This is a genomic window from Pseudomonas sp. GL-RE-26 (genome assembly GCF_019956275.1).
In the GTDB taxonomy this organism is placed as follows: Bacteria; Pseudomonadota; Gammaproteobacteria; order Pseudomonadales; family Pseudomonadaceae; genus Aquipseudomonas; species Aquipseudomonas grandcourensis.
Genome location: NZ_JAHBDI010000006.1, coordinates 129,226 through 143,580, shown reverse-complemented (window position 1 = coordinate 143,580; position 14,355 = coordinate 129,226). Strand labels below are relative to the sequence as shown.

Sequence of the window (14,355 nt, the reverse complement as noted above, 5' to 3'; positions counted from 1 at the left end):
TACCTGGCCGAGCTTCATGCCTCAGCCCCGCACTATGTCCTGCCTCATCGGCGAGAGGAGCGTATTTATCCTCGCGCCATCCGGCTCAAATCACCGAAGTATCCGATCAGAAATAAAAATGCCAGTCAGCTTAACTGACTGGCATTAGCCATCAAGGCCGCCTTTTTTTGTCTGCGAAGACCCGCATGCGCATGAAATCACGCTTTTCGCTGTAGTCCCGAGCGGTTTGACTGATGGGTTCGAACCTTCCATTGGGTTACGGATTTGTCTGTTCTTATAACTCTCGGTGATTTGACAAATAAAGACCTCAAGCGACCATCGGCGTGAGCTTGAAACGCCCCGCGGATGGGAGTACCGTCTGCGCCTTAGAAGGGCACCTCTGGTGTACATGTGTGTAGGGCAAATGCCCGAAAGCGGTGCGACAGAGAGGCTAGAAAGCGAATCCAGTAGTCAGTGCCGGGCCAAAGTCCCCGCCTGCTACGCCAACCTAATTCTGGCGCCGTTTGCCCACATGCCAAAAACCAGTGCCACGCTGCTGATAATCGATGATGACGAAGTAGTGCGCGCGAGCCTCGCCGCCTATTTGGAAGACAGTGGTTTCAGCGTCTTGCAGGCCAGCAATGGTCAGCAGGGTCTTCAGGTATTCGAGCAAGACAAGCCCGACTTGGTCATCTGCGATCTGCGCATGCCGCAGATGGGCGGACTCGAACTCATTCGCCAGGTGACCGAACGTTCGCCGCAAACGCCGGTGATCGTGGTGTCGGGTGCGGGCGTGATGAACGACGCGGTCGAAGCCCTGCGCCTGGGCGCAGCGGACTACCTGATCAAGCCTCTCGAAGATCTGGCCGTGCTCGAGCACTCCGTGCGCCGGGCCCTGGATCGTGCGCGTCTGTTGCTGGAGAACCAGCGCTACCGCGAGAAGCTGGAGAAGGCCAACCGCGAGCTCGAAGCCAGCCTGAACCTGCTCCAGGAGGACCAGAACGCCGGTCGCCAGGTGCAGATGAACATGCTGCCGGTCAGCCCCTGGACCATCGACGAATTCAAGTTTGCTCACCAGATCATCCCGTCGCTGTACCTGTCGGGTGATTTCGTCGACTACTTCCGGGTCGACGAGCGCCGGGTCGCCTTTTACCTGGCTGACGTTTCCGGTCATGGCGCCTCTTCAGCCTTCGTCACCGTGCTGTTGAAGTTCATGACCACGCGCCTGCTGTTCGAATCCAAGCGCAGTGGCACCTTGCCGGAGTTCATGCCTTCAGAGGTCCTTGGTCATATCAACCGGGGCCTGATCAGTTGTAAGCTGGGTAAACACGTCACAATGGTCGGTGGAGTCATCGACGAGGAGACCGGTTTGTTGACCTATAGCATCGGCGGTCATCTGCCGTTGCCAGTGTTGTACACGCCAGACAGTGTTCGTTATCTGGAAGGGCGTGGTCTGCCCGTGGGCCTCTTCAACGAAGCCACCTACGAAGACCACGTGCTGGAACTGCCACCGACGTTCAGCCTGACGCTGATGTCTGATGGCATTCTGGATCTTTTGCCAGAACCCACACTCAAAGAAAAAGAGGCGGCGTTGCCCCAACGGGTCAAGGCTGCGGGCGGCACCCTGGATGGGTTGCGGCAGGTTTTTGGATTGGCCACGCTAGGGGAGATGCCGGATGATATCGCCCTGTTGGTGTTGAGCAGGAATCTTTGATGAGTACCGGTAGAATCCAGTTCGCCGAGCAGGATGGCACCTTCGTCCTGAAGTTCGTCGGTGAAGTTCGCCTGACCCTGTGTTCGGCGTTGGATGCGACTATTGAGCGGATCTTCAGCGCGTTGAATTTCAACACGATCGTGATCGATCTGACCGAAACCCGCAGCATCGACAGCACCACGCTTGGCCTGCTGGCCAAGCTGTCGATCCTGTCGCGGCAGAAGGTCGGCCTGCTGCCGACCGTCGTCACCACCCACGAAGACATCACGCGTCTGTTGCAGTCCATGGGCTTCGAGCAGGTGTTCAACATCGTTGATAAGCCGGTGCCGTGCCCGGAATGCCTGGATGACCTGCCAGACCAGGATCAGTCCGAAGAAGTGGTGCGGATCAAGGTGCTCGAAGCGCACAAGATCCTCATGGGCCTGAACGACACCAATCGTGAAGCCTTTCATGACCTGGTGAATGCGCTCGAACGCCATTGATTGAGATAAACCTGTGGCGAGGGAGCTTGCTCCCGCTGGGCTGCGAAGCGGCCCCAAGGCCACAAATTTCTTAGTGTCAGAACTATCTCGTTAGCAGAATTTACGACTGCTGCGCAGCCGGACGGGAGCAAGCTCCCTCGCCACAAATGATCATTTGATACTCAAGAAACACCCACAAAAAAGGGCGAACCCACCAAGGTTCGCCCTTTTTGCATTACACCCACTCAGGTCACAGCTTGGCCTGCAACAGCGCCTCGAGCTTCTCCTGGTCCCGCGCGAACTGACGAATGCCTTCAGCCAGTTTCTCGGTCGCCATCGCATCTTCGTTGGACAGCCAGCGGAATTGCGATTCGCTGAGGCTCAGGCGCGCTTCACCGGCCTGGCCTGGCGCCAGTTTACGCTCCAGCTTGCCGGTATCCGCGGCCAGCTTGTCGATCAGGTCCGGGCTGATGGTCAGGCGGTCGCAGCCGGCCAGTTGCTCGATCTGGCCCAGGTTGCGGAAGCTCGCCCCCATGACCACGGTCTTGTAATCATTGGCCTTGTAGTAGTTGTAGATGCGCGTCACCGACTGCACGCCCGGATCATCCGCGCCGGTGTAGTCGTTGCCGTTGGCTTTCTTGTACCAGTCGTAGATACGGCCCACGAACGGCGAAATCAGGAACACCCCGGCGTCGGCGCAGGCGGCTGCCTGGGCAAAGGAGAACAGCAGGGTCAGGTTGGTCTGGATGCCTTCCTTTTCCAGGATCTCTGCAGCGCGGATGCCTTCCCAGGTGGAGGCGATCTTGATCAGCACGCGGTCGCGGCCAATACCGGCCTTGTCGTACAACTCGATCAGGCGATGCGCACGCTTGAGCATGGCATCGGTGTCGAATGACAGGCGCGCATCCACTTCGGTGGAAATGCGGCCCGGGATCACCTTCAGGATTTCTTGCCCCACGGCCACGCCAAAACGGTCGCTGGCCAGGCCCACATCGCCCTTGCAGTCATTGACGCTGGCGTTCAGCAGCTCGGCATACGCAGGAATGGCCGCGGCCTTGAGCAACAGGGAAGGGTTGGTGGTGGCGTCCACGGGTTTAACGCGAGCGATAGCTTCGAAGTCGCCGGTGTCGGCAACCACGGTAGTCATTTGTTTGAGTTGTTCCAGCTTGGAAGTCATGGGCGTGCTCTGTCCTATGGGTCTGATGACATTACCCGAGCGCTGACAGCCACTCAAGGGTGTGTACGTGTATCGACGGCCCCTGCGGCAACAACCTGAAAACGGTTGTTTGAAAGGTGGGGCCTGGTAATGATGAATACGATGCCGAAACGCGGCACAGGTTCAAAGCAACTGACCGTCAGTGCGCCGTGGACATGCGTCCTACTGCGGATTCAACTGGGTCGAGACCGCCATTTTCGCAGGTTTCGCTTGGCCGTCGGAGGTCAGGAAACCGAAGTTTCTCTCACGGTCGTTGCCGCCCGTTTCACTGTTTTTCCACTCGTAGATCGATGTCAGCGGGATATCGAGCTTCTTGACGTCGGCGATGAAGGTGCTGATTTTTCTGGCCTGCGCTTCGATCCCGCCGTTTGAGCTGAGGGAGGGAACGCCCCATTCACTGATGACGCCCGGTAGATTGAAGTTTTGCTGAATAAACGCCTGGGCCTTGCTGATCTGCGCGCCCGACATGCCGTAGGGGTGATAAGAGATCGCACTCAGGCATTGGGGGTATTCACTGACAATTTTGTTCAGCGCCAATGCTGAGGTCGTGCCGGCACTCGGTGGCCGGGCGAAGCCAAAGCCGATCAGCAGCGTCGATTGCGGTTGGTCCTGAAGCGACTTGCATAGGGCACTCATGAACGGAACAAAGGTCGTGTCGAGATTTCGGGTTGGCCAGTACTTCGCCAGGTCCGGTTCGTTCCATATTTCAATCGCGACGAGCTGCGGCCCGTATGACTGCTCCAGCCCCTTCACCGAACTGGCGAACGATTCGCCGGCAGCCACGAGTTCACTGGTGTTGTCGGGCGCGGAGGTCAGCGCCTTGGTCGAGCGTACGGTCATCAGTACCGGCAGGTCGGCGGACTTGGCCGCGGCGAAGGCATCGCTGATCTGCTTTTGATACGCCGCGCCGTCCAGGTTGTTGGTCCATACGCCAAAGCGCACGAATCCGAAGCCTGCGGCCTTGATCTGCTCGGCGTCGGTGGGGGAGAAGGTCTGGATCTTCACCTGGACACCGATGGTTTTGTTGGCGGCAAGTGCGGGGAACAAGTCACTGGCGTAAACCTGACTGGCTGCACCAAGCATTAACAGGGTTGAGGCGCTGAGCCGTTTGAAACGTGCTGATTTCATGCCTGAACTCCTGGCGGGTAATGACATTTTCCAATCGTTGACTCGTTACTTTCATTTGGATGCTCGCGAGGGTGCGAAGTGCACGAATGTTATTTTTTGTCAGGTAGTTAGTTCCGGAAAATCACAGTTATTTTTGGTCCGGTAATTCTGGTTGGGTCGCTTTTGGGGGCTGTGGTACTTAATGCACTTGTATTAACAGGGCGAATCTATTTCTCAGTGCCGCAAGGTCTTGTGGGTTCACTAAAGCCCACTCGAAATGTTGGCATATTGATATTGCACGGGAAAGTAACCTTGTTCAGAAAGATCCTTGTCGTCTGTGTGGGCAATATCTGCCGAAGTCCGACAGCAGAAACTTTGCTGCGTAACGCGCTGGCCCCTTCAGCGATCACGGTGACCTCGGCGGGCCTTGCCGCACGGGTTGGCGAGGCCATGGAACCGTCGGCCCTCCAGGTTCTGGAAGACCACGGGCACAACGCCCAAGGGTTTAAGGCGCGGCAAATTACACCGGACATCGTCAATGAATCAGACCTGATTCTGGTCATGGAAAAAGAGCATGTAAAACAAGTACTGAAGATTGCCTCTCATGCCAGGGGCAAAGTGTTTTTGCTCGGAAAGTGGCAGAGCGAGCGAGAAATACAGGATCCGTATCGTCAAGGAAAGGCCGCTTTTATTCATGCCCATGCATTGATTGAAGATGCTGTTAGCTCATGGGCGCAGCGCCTCGGACATTGATGAATATTCTTCAGATCAGTGAATGGTAAGAACAGACTTATGCAGTTACCGTCAGTAATCGGCACCCGTGACAACGATCAAGACAGCATTGATCTTCTCGGCATATTTGGCTCTTTGATTGACCAGAAATGGTTGATCGGCGCGCTCACCGGTGCCTTCATGGCGACCGGCGTTGCCTATGCGGTTTTGGCAACTCCCGTGTACCTGGCGAACGCGCTGGTGCAGGTCGAGCCGAAGAAGAACGACATGCTCGGGTTTTCCGATCTCAACAGCATGCTCGGCGGGCAATCGCCGTCGGTGACCGAAATCGGCATCATCAAGTCCCGCGCGGTGATCGGCAAAACGGTCGATGATCTTCGACTTGATATCGACGTCACCCCCAACACCTTCCCGGTCATCGGCGGTTTTCTCGCCCGACGTTATCGCGGCGAGACCGAGTTCAGTGTCGCGGCGCCGCGCTTGGGCCTGAACAGCTACGCCTGGGGCGGTGAGCGCCTGGAGATCGCCCGGCTCAATCTGCCGAAAGAACTGCTGGGCAAGAAACTCACGCTGATTGCCGGCGAGCAGCATCGATTCCAGTTGTTCGATGAAAACGACAGCTTGCTGGTCGAAGGCGTCGCTGGCGAAGCGTTCAAACAGGACGAAGTAGAGGGGCAGATCGCTCAGCTGTCGGCGAACCCTGGCACCCGCTTCGAAGTGGTGCGCAATCCACGGATCGTGACCATCCAGAGTTACCAGGATGCGCTGGATATTTCAGAGCAAGGCAAGGAATCGGGGATCATTCGTCTGGCCCTGGCCAGCAGTGACGCGGCCGAGGCGGTGAAAATCCTCAATAAAATCGCTTCGTTGTATGTGCAGCAGAACGTGCAACGCACGTCGGCGGAAGCGGCGCAGAGCCTGGAGTTCCTGCAAGGCCAGCTGCCGCAGGTCAAACGCGACCTGGCCAAGGCCAGCGATGCGCTCAACGGTTATCAAACCCGCGGCAAGACGGTCAACATTTCCCTCGAAACCCAATCGGTGCTGGAACAGGTTGTCAGTCTGGATACGCGTATCTCCGAACTGAAAATGCAACAGGCGGAGATGGATCGCAAGTTCACCAAACAGCATCCGGCTTACCGCGCGCTGATGACCCAGATCGGCGAATTGACCCAGCAGCAGAAGGTTCTGGAGGGCAAAGCCCAGGACCTGCCTGCCACGCAACAGGAACTGCTGAACCTGACCCGCGATGTCGAAGTGGCGTCGCAGATCTACACGCAACTGCTGAACAAATCCCAGGAGCTGGACATCGTCCGGGCGGGGGCTGTGGGCAACGTGCGATTGGTCGACACCGCGGATGTCGACCTGACCAGCCCGGTCAAACCGAAAAAAGCCCTGATCGTGCTGATTGCAACCTTCCTCGGTGCCTTTTTTGGGGTAGCGCTGGTGTTGCTGCGCAAGTCCCTGAGCCGAGGCCTGGAAGGTCCGGAGGCCATCGAGCAGCTCGGCTTGCCGGTGTACGCGTCGATTCCATACAGCGCACTGCAACAGGAAGAGGACGGCAAAAAAGTTCGCGCCAAGGACGGGACGGACAAGCCGGCGTACCTGTTGGCCCTGCGTAACCCGACGGACCTGTCCATCGAGTCGATCCGCAGTTTGCGCACCTGCCTGCACTTTGCGGGGCTGGATTCGACCAACAACCGGATCATGATTTCCGGCCCGAGCCCACAGGTCGGCAAGACCTTCGTCTCCTCCAACCTCGCAGCGGTCATGGCGCAAAGCGGGCAGCGGGTCGTACTGATCGATGCCGACATGCGCAAAGGCCATCTGCACAAGACGCTGAACACACCGATCACCAACGGCTTGTCGGACCTGTTGGTCAAGCGCTGCAGCATCGAGCAGGCGATCAATAGAGTCGAAGTCGACAACCTGCATTTCATCAGTCGTGGGCAGGTTCCGCCCAATCCTTCAGAACTGCTGATGCACGCCAACTTTCGTGAACTGCTGGCGCAACTCAGCGAGCTGTATGACGTGGTGATCATCGACACGCCACCGCTGCTGGCGGTGACGGATGCGGCGATTGTCGGTCGCGAAGCGGGGATCAGCCTGATTGTCACGCGGTTCGGGGTGAACCCGGCCAAAGAGATCGAACTGACGATTCGTCGATTCGCCCAGAACGGCATCGAGTTGAAGGGCGCGGTGTTCAACGGCGTCGAGAAGCGCGCAGCCAGTTACTACGGCAACGGCAGCTACGGCTATTACAACTACGAATACGCGTCCGACAAATCCTGAGTGTCAGTGATTGTCCTTTCATGTTTGAAGTGGGTGAGTTGTGAAAAAAATACTGCACGTGGCAGAGACGATCAAAGGTGGCGTCGCGACGGTGATCCGCACGATTTCGGCTTCGCCCGAAGGCGACGCGGCAAGCTATGAGCTGGTCTATCTGGTCCCGCAGGATCAGGAAAAAGAACTGCACGGGATTGCCGGGGAACAGATCCGCACCTTCGCCCGGACCGGGCGCAATGTGCCGTCGTTGCTGCGCTTCGCCTGGCGACTGACCCAAGTGATGCTTAAGGAAAAACCCGATGTCGTGCATTTGCACAGCACCTTTTCCGGCGTTATCGGGCGTTGCGTGTGCGTGCTGTTGCGACCTTGGCGCAAGCCGAAGATCGTCTATTGCCCCCATGCCTTTTCGTTCCTGATGGAAAGCTCGCCGACCAAGCAGAAAGCCTACGCGTGGATCGAGCGGGTATTGCAGAAGGTCACCGACGTGATCATCTGCGTCAGCCAGTACGAGCTCGACAAAGCCGCGCAGTTCGGCATTGAGCGCAAGCGCATGAAGCTGATCTACAACGGCATTCATCACAAGGATGACGCGCCGAAAGCCAACGGTCCCGAGCCGATTCATCTGCTCTTCGTCGGCCGTCTCGATTATCAGAAAGGCTTCGACGTGCTGCTCAAGGCTTTCGCCAGAGTCCAGCGCAGCGACCTGAAACTGACGGTGGTGGGCAGTGCCGTGAACGAGGATTCGGTCGAGTGCCCTCCGATGGAAGGGGTTGAATACCTGCCGTGGGTGACGCCGAGCGAAGTCCAGGCGCTGTACCAGAAAGCCGATGCGCTGATCGTCCCCAGTCGCTGGGAAGGCTTTGCCATGGTGCCGCTCGAAGGCATGGCCATGGGCTTGCCGGTGATTGCCAGCAACTGCACGTCGCTGCCCGAATTGGTCACCAACGAGGTGTCCGGCTACGTCTTCCCCAGTGGGGACCACCAGGCGCTGGCCGATGTGCTGACGAAAATCCAGAAGCCGCGCTTGCTCGACCTTGGCAGCGAAGGGCGCAGCATTGTCCGCGAGCGCTTCAGCGCCGCGTTGATGATCCGCCAGACCTATGACCTGTATCGCGCCCCCACTTTTTAAGTAGAACTCAAGCTTATGAACGTAACGATTTTGCATGGCTACAGTGCGTCCAACTCCGGTGACGGTCTGCTGGTGGATCTGGCCATTGCCCTGGTGCAGCGAAACTTTGGTGACGACACCTCGATCAGTGTCGTGGCCTCCGATCCAGAGTCCTTCAGCTACTTGCCGCACCCGCGTTTTGACGCGCCGGTCATGGCGGCCAAGGGGCTGGGGCGGGTCAAACAGGCGGTGTTCCTCAACCAGTCCTACGCCGGTCTTGCTGATCTGTTGAAGAAAGCCGATTTGATCGTCGGCGTCGGTGGCGGCTACATGCGCTCCAAAAGCGCCTTCGAACACATCAAGTTGAAACTGGGTCACGCCAAGCAACTGGAAACCGCAATCCTCAGCAAAGTGCCGTCGGTGTACCTGCCGCAAAGCATCGGGCCGTTCCACGGCGAGAGCAGCAAGATCGTCGAGCATTACGCCAGCGCCGATGCGGTGTTTGTGCGTGACAATCGCTCATCGGCGATTTTCGATGCCTGTGAAAATGTCTACCGCGCGCCGGATCTGGCGGTCCAGTCATTGGCCAGCAAGATCCTCATGCAGCCCAAGTTCACCCGTTGCGCGTCATCGCCGGCAACGGTGTGCGTGGTGCTGCGCAAGCCGCCGGAGTGGAGCAAGGAAAAGAAGCTCGCCTACGTGGCCAACCTGAAGTTGCTGCTGCAGCGCTTGAAGAACAAAAGCAAAGTGGTTTGCGCGGTCCAGAGCGCCGTTCGCGGCAACGATGACGGTGCGTTCTATCGCGAACTGGGTATTACCGAAGATCTGCTGCCATTGAAAGCGACGCTGGCCAAATATCAGCCGGACCTGGTGATTTCCGTGCGCCTGCATGGCGCCATCGAATCGCTGCTGTCCGGCGTTCCGGCTTACCACATCAGCTATGAGCGCAAAGGCTTCGGCGCCTATCAGGACATGGGCGTGGAAGACTGGGTGATCAACGGCGGCGACATCAATGTCGACACCATCATCGACACGGTCTACGCACCGAACGCACTGTCCAGTTTCGGCAAACGCCTGACCGACACCTGCCGCGAGATCGAGGCAAAAACCGTGGCCATGGACGACATCATCAAAGGTATCGTTCGATGATATTTCGGCTACTGCTTCGCGGCGGGGCATTGGGCGCGAAGTTTTTGCTGGTGCTGGCGATCACCCATTTTCTCGGATATGAGGCGTTGGGCTTTTACGGCGTGGTGGTCGCCGCCTCGTTGATTGCGTCGAAGTTCTACAGCGTCGGTTTCAGCTCCGAAATCAATCGGCTGATCAGCGTCGGTGGCAGTTCGCGACGGGTCGTCGACAGGGTCCTGCTGCTGTACCTGGCCGTAGGGCTGTTGTTGTCGGTGGTGACGGTGTTGGTTTATTCGCTGTTCCAGGCAGTCGAGGCGACGACCGCGCTGATCCTCTGCGTGACGCTGGTTTTGCTCACCGAGCACCTGTCCTTCGAGATCAACTCCTTCGTGTTTTCCGCGCAGAAAGCCACGGCCGGTGCGTTGTTGTTTTTCATCAAGACCGGCCTCTGGGCGCTGTTGGCGGTGGGCGGGATGATGCTCGGCTGGGTGTCCGGGATCGCCAGTGTGCTGTGGTTGTGGGTTGCGGCCAACGTGCTGGTGATCGTCGCCGGTTACCTGATAGTGGTGAACGTGCACAAAGGCCGGGTGAGCGGGACACTGGCCACGGCAACCGTGTGGAAGGCCGGGTTGCCGTTCTATCTGGGCACAGGGTTAATCGCGTTGAGTCAGTACGCCGAGCGCTTTCTGATCGTCGATCTGGAACCCTACGCCAGTCTCGGTAAATACGTGTACGCCTGGTCGGCGGCCAACACCTTGCAAGCGCTGTCCTATGCGGTGGTGGCGGTGGTCGGCATTCCGGTGCTCGCCAAACGTTTTCAGGCGGATCAACAGCCGTTCACGGTCCGGCAATTGTTCGTGAACAAATGGGTCATGCGCTCGCTGGTGGTGTCCGCCGCGGTGGCGGTGCTGATTTATCTGTTCTTCAATGTCGTGCTCGATTACGTCGCCACGAGTGTTCCGCGTCCGGACAACGCGATCCTTGGCGTGCTGATTTTTTCCTTCGCGTTGCGCGCGATCGGCGACATCGTCTGGGGTGGTTTGATTGCCTCGAAGAACAGCCGGGTGTCACTGGCCAGTGCGGCGATCTGCTTGCTGGTTTCGGTGCCGGTCAGCTACCTGCTGATCAAGCACTATTCGATCTACGGCGCTGCCTGGGGCAACGCATTTGCGATCATCGTGCAGCTCGGCGTGATTGCCGTGTTGACCCGTGTGACCCGGCCGAAAGGGGCTTTGGCATGGGGTTGAAGCTGCCACTGATCGAGTTTCGCGGCAGAAAGCTCGACTCCTCGATTTCGTTCCTGATCCTGTTCACCGGGTTGTTTCTGTCGGTTGCCATGCCGCTGTTGATCCCCCGCGATCCAGGTCCGGATGCCATGACCCTGTGGTCGTCCTACGCGCGTGCCGACAACTGCAATTTCTGGAACCCGTTCTCGCCGGATCGCTCTTCCTATGAGTGTTCCGCGTTTCTGCTGCGGCCCACCGGGATCAATCTGACCAATGCCTGGGCCTACGGCATGTTCTGCAATTTTTTCCTCACGGCGATTCCGGTGGTGGTCTTCCGGCGCATGCCGCTGGCGATTTTCGGCACGCTGTGTCTGTGGGGCATCGTTCGCTCGTTTTTCCTTGAAAACCTGACCAAGGAAATCATTGTGTCGGTGGCGGTGTTGAGCATTTTGCTCAGCTCGTTGACGCGCAAATATCGCGGCGGATTTTTCCTCTCGGCGGTGATCTACGGCGTGCTGATCCGGCCCTACTGGATTCTGTTTTCACTGTCCTGGGTCGGCGTCTGCGTGATGAAGAAGTACGTCTCGCGCTTCACCTTCTTCCTGATGCTGTTCCTGTTCTACCTGGCGGTCGCCATGGCGATCCAGGTGGCGCTCGGGTTTCCGGTGTCGTCGATTCGCGCCAGTAACAACGAACTGCGCACGGCGGGCGAGGAGGGTTCCAAGTCGTTGATCGTCTCGTGGCTCAGCGGCAGCGACTTTGTCTCGCAGGCGCTTGACTCGATGATCATCTTCTTCCGGTTGTCGTTCCCGGTGGAGCTGATTTTGCTGTCGGGGCCGGGGCAGGTGATCTTCGTGGCGTTGATGATCATGACCGCGTTGCTGCTGTTCAAAGTCATCACCTCGACCGATTACAAAGGCGCGCCGATCCAGACCAAACCCAAGGAACTAATCGCGATTCCGCTGGCGTTCCTGCTGGTTCAAGGCCTGTTCGAGCCGGACTTCGGCTCCTTCGCCCGGCACTTCTCGATGGTGGTGCCGGTGTTGTTCGTGGGCCTGGGATTGATGCTGCGGGCGAACAAGCCAGTGCAGGTTGAATCAAGAATTCTGAATTGAGGCAGGTGCTTTATGTCGAGCAAGAAAAAGTCCCTGGAGATCGAAACCCTGCGTGGCCTGGCGTGCCTGCTGCTGGTGCTCTATCACGTCATCGGCCCGTTGGGCGGTGGTTTGAAAATAGACCTGGGCTCGCCGTTCCGGGTGATTGCCGATTCGATGGTGTATGTGCGCATGCCGCTGTTCACCTTCATTTCCGGCTACATCTACTCCATCTACAAAATCCGCGGGAATGACTTTTCGGCGTTCTTCAGCGGCAAGGTGCGACGCTTGATCGTGCCGCTGTTTTGCGTGGGCGTGCCGTTCTCGGTATTGCAGGCGGTGGGCCCGGGGGTGAACAAGGACGTCGGTGTGATCGACGCGTTGTTGGCGTTCTGGGTGCCGGTCAACCACTTCTGGTTCCTGCAGGCGGTGTTCATCATTTTCATGTTTGTCGGCCTGCTGGAGTGGCGTGGTTTGCTGCGTTCGGCGACGCGTTTGTACCTGCTGTTCGCGTTTGCGGCAGGGGTGTTTCTGCTGCCGCCGTTCAAGCTTGATGCGTTTGGCATCAACGGTGCGATCTACCTGCTACCGTTTTTCGTGGCGGGGATGATTGGCCAGGAAAATGTCGATGCGTTTAAGCAACGGTTCAAGGTGATCGGGCCGTTGGTGTTTGTGTTGATCTCGCTGACGCTGCTGTACGTGGCGGCGATTGATCGCGACTTGATCGTCGACCGCCGCAGCTTGATCGGTTTGACCGTGGGTTGCGTGTCCTGCATTGCGTTGCTGTCCAGTGACATGCGCTCGAAGTGGCTGACCTGGCTCGGCGGGTATTCCTATGGGATCTTCCTGTTCCATGTGTTGTTTGCCGCCACTTCGCGGTTTGTCCTGGGGCGTTTGGGCGTGAAGGACGAAAGCCTTCTGGTGCTCGGTGGCTTGGCGTGTGGCTTGCTCGGGCCGGTGGTTCTATCGATGGTTTTCAGTCGATTCAACTTCACCTCCGTGCTGTTCCTGGGTGAGCGCGCGGCGGCTAAAAAACCGCCGGCAAACGTCGCCCCGGTGCCCCAGACTTGAGGTTTGTCCGAGTGAAGGAATCGATGCATGTTGGCAGTTGATGACGTCCAGCCTGTTGCGGCGTCAGTGGTCGAAGTTGGTGACGCTCGTGAACGGTTTGGCCAGTGGCGCGAAGGGAGGGGTGGGAAGGTCCTGTCCATCTCGGTGATCGGCGACAGCTACAGCGCCGGGCAGGATTTCTATCTGAACAAACTGGTGCAGCGGCTGGCCGGGGAGACGGGTTTCGCCGGCCCCGGCTATGTCGGCTTCAATCATGGCGCGGCGCTTGGCGGTACCCACTTCAAATACACCCGCAGCAGTGAAAAGTACTTCGGTGGTGACTGGCAGGTGTCCGCCCTCGGCCAGGCCAGCCCCGACAGTCGCACCCTTACCGGTCGACCTGGTGCCTGGTTGCAGATCGATGCCAACCCGACAGCGTCCATCAACACGGCTGTCACCCAAGCGAAATTGCTGTACCTGGGAGACGGAGAATCCAGTGAGGTGCGCTACCGCTGGGCTCCGTCGCAAACCTGGCAACCATTGACGCTCGCAGGCTCCGGAGTACAGGAACTGCCACTGTCCGGCACCTCGGCAGCGAAAGACTGGGCGTTCCGGCTGGAAGTGGTGAAAGGCGCGCCAACGCTCTTCGGTCTGTGGATGAACAACGATCAGGGCGGCGTGCGGGTGTCCAAGCTGGCAGCGTCCGGTGCGGCGTCCGCTGACTTCTACCACCGCGATATCCGTTGGCAGGCGCAGTGGAAGGCGGTGGTGTCGAAGATTCCCGCCGACATCTACCTGATCATGCTGGGTGGCAACGATCAGGGTTTTGGCGTGAAGCCCGAGCAGTACCTGAAGAATATTCAGGGTTTGGTGGGGATGGTCCGCGAGATTCAACCAGCCGCGAGCATCAACCTGATCCTGCGTCAGGACACGACGCGTTCCAGTGCTTACCCGATGTCAGCCTATGCGCAAGTCCTGGAGCCCTGGGCACGCAAGGAACATCTGGGTTACGCCAATCTGCAGTGTGCGTTTGGCACCGATTTCAAGCGCTACGCCGCCACCATGATCGGCCCGGACAAGATTCATCCGGTTCCGGCCACGGGTGGGCAAGTGATCGCTGATTACTTCTATGGTCTTCTTGTCGGTGGCAACACCGGGGTATCAGCACAGGACACCTGTAGGAGCGAGCTTGCTCGCGATGGTCGTCAACGATAACGCGCGAATCCTGAAGAATTGCGGTGTCATTGAGTTTTTCGC

12 protein-coding genes are annotated in these 14,355 nt (G+C 58.2%); 10 read left to right on the top strand and 2 right to left on the bottom strand.

Annotated features, from left to right (window positions below):
- The first annotated feature begins 511 nt into the window (after nucleotides 1-511).
- Both rssB and rssC read left to right on the top strand, forming a co-directional pair.
- Complete coding sequence (rssB, locus tag KGB07_RS04960) at nucleotides 512-1,693, top strand: two-component system response regulator RssB (RefSeq protein WP_046038062.1); 1,182 nt, start codon at nucleotides 512-514, stop codon at nucleotides 1,691-1,693.
- Nucleotides 1,693-2,175, top strand: a complete 483-nt coding sequence (gene rssC, locus KGB07_RS04955; protein WP_046038063.1) for an anti-sigma factor antagonist RssC — start codon at nucleotides 1,693-1,695, stop codon at nucleotides 2,173-2,175. Before rssB ends, rssC begins: the two co-directional genes overlap by 1 nt.
- Before the next feature lie 229 nt (nucleotides 2,176-2,404).
- Here rssC and tal read toward each other — a convergent pair whose 3' ends face one another.
- Both tal and KGB07_RS04945 read right to left on the bottom strand, forming a co-directional pair.
- A complete protein-coding gene (gene tal / locus KGB07_RS04950) occupies nucleotides 2,405-3,331 on the bottom strand; it encodes a transaldolase (protein ID WP_046038065.1) in 927 nt (308 codons plus the stop codon).
- 201 nt (nucleotides 3,332-3,532) lie between these two features.
- Nucleotides 3,533-4,498: a glycosyl hydrolase family 5 gene (locus tag KGB07_RS04945; RefSeq protein ID WP_046038067.1), complete on the bottom strand. Its 966-nt coding sequence runs from the start codon at nucleotides 4,496-4,498 to the stop codon at nucleotides 3,533-3,535.
- Between the two features lie 291 nt (nucleotides 4,499-4,789).
- On the opposite strand from KGB07_RS04945, the gene KGB07_RS04940 reads away from it, so the two are divergent.
- The 8 genes from KGB07_RS04940 to KGB07_RS04905 are packed head-to-tail and all read left to right on the top strand — an operon-like array spanning nucleotide 4,790 to nucleotide 14,313.
- Nucleotides 4,790-5,230 (top strand): low molecular weight protein-tyrosine-phosphatase, encoded by a 441-nt coding sequence (locus tag KGB07_RS04940; RefSeq protein ID WP_046038070.1) that lies wholly within the window; start codon nucleotides 4,790-4,792, stop codon nucleotides 5,228-5,230.
- A 39-nt stretch (nucleotides 5,231-5,269) separates the two neighbouring features.
- Entirely contained in the window at nucleotides 5,270-7,498 is a 2,229-nt protein-coding gene (locus KGB07_RS04935; RefSeq protein ID WP_046038072.1) for a polysaccharide biosynthesis tyrosine autokinase, read from the top strand.
- 40 nt (nucleotides 7,499-7,538) lie between these two features.
- Complete coding sequence (locus KGB07_RS04930; protein WP_046038073.1) at nucleotides 7,539-8,621, top strand: glycosyltransferase; 1,083 nt, start codon at nucleotides 7,539-7,541, stop codon at nucleotides 8,619-8,621.
- A 15-nt stretch (nucleotides 8,622-8,636) separates the two neighbouring features.
- Entirely contained in the window at nucleotides 8,637-9,749 is a 1,113-nt protein-coding gene (locus tag KGB07_RS04925) for a polysaccharide pyruvyl transferase family protein (protein WP_223464777.1), read from the top strand.
- The gene (locus KGB07_RS04920) at nucleotides 9,746-10,975 is read left to right on the top strand and encodes a polysaccharide biosynthesis C-terminal domain-containing protein (RefSeq protein ID WP_046038078.1); all 1,230 of its coding nucleotides are present in this window, start codon (nucleotides 9,746-9,748) and stop codon (nucleotides 10,973-10,975) included. The genes KGB07_RS04925 and KGB07_RS04920 overlap by 4 nt, the downstream gene beginning before the upstream one ends.
- Nucleotides 10,966-12,069, top strand: coding sequence for a hypothetical protein (locus tag KGB07_RS04915; protein ID WP_046038080.1), 1,104 nt, complete (start codon nucleotides 10,966-10,968; stop codon nucleotides 12,067-12,069). Before KGB07_RS04920 ends, KGB07_RS04915 begins: the two co-directional genes overlap by 10 nt.
- Before the next feature lie 12 nt (nucleotides 12,070-12,081).
- Nucleotides 12,082-13,119, top strand: a complete 1,038-nt coding sequence (locus KGB07_RS04910) for an acyltransferase family protein (RefSeq protein ID WP_046038082.1) — start codon at nucleotides 12,082-12,084, stop codon at nucleotides 13,117-13,119.
- Nucleotides 13,120-13,146: 27 nt separating this feature from the next.
- Nucleotides 13,147-14,313, top strand: coding sequence for an SGNH/GDSL hydrolase family protein (locus tag KGB07_RS04905; RefSeq protein WP_223464776.1), 1,167 nt, complete (start codon nucleotides 13,147-13,149; stop codon nucleotides 14,311-14,313).
- Nucleotides 14,314-14,355 lie beyond the last annotated feature (42 nt).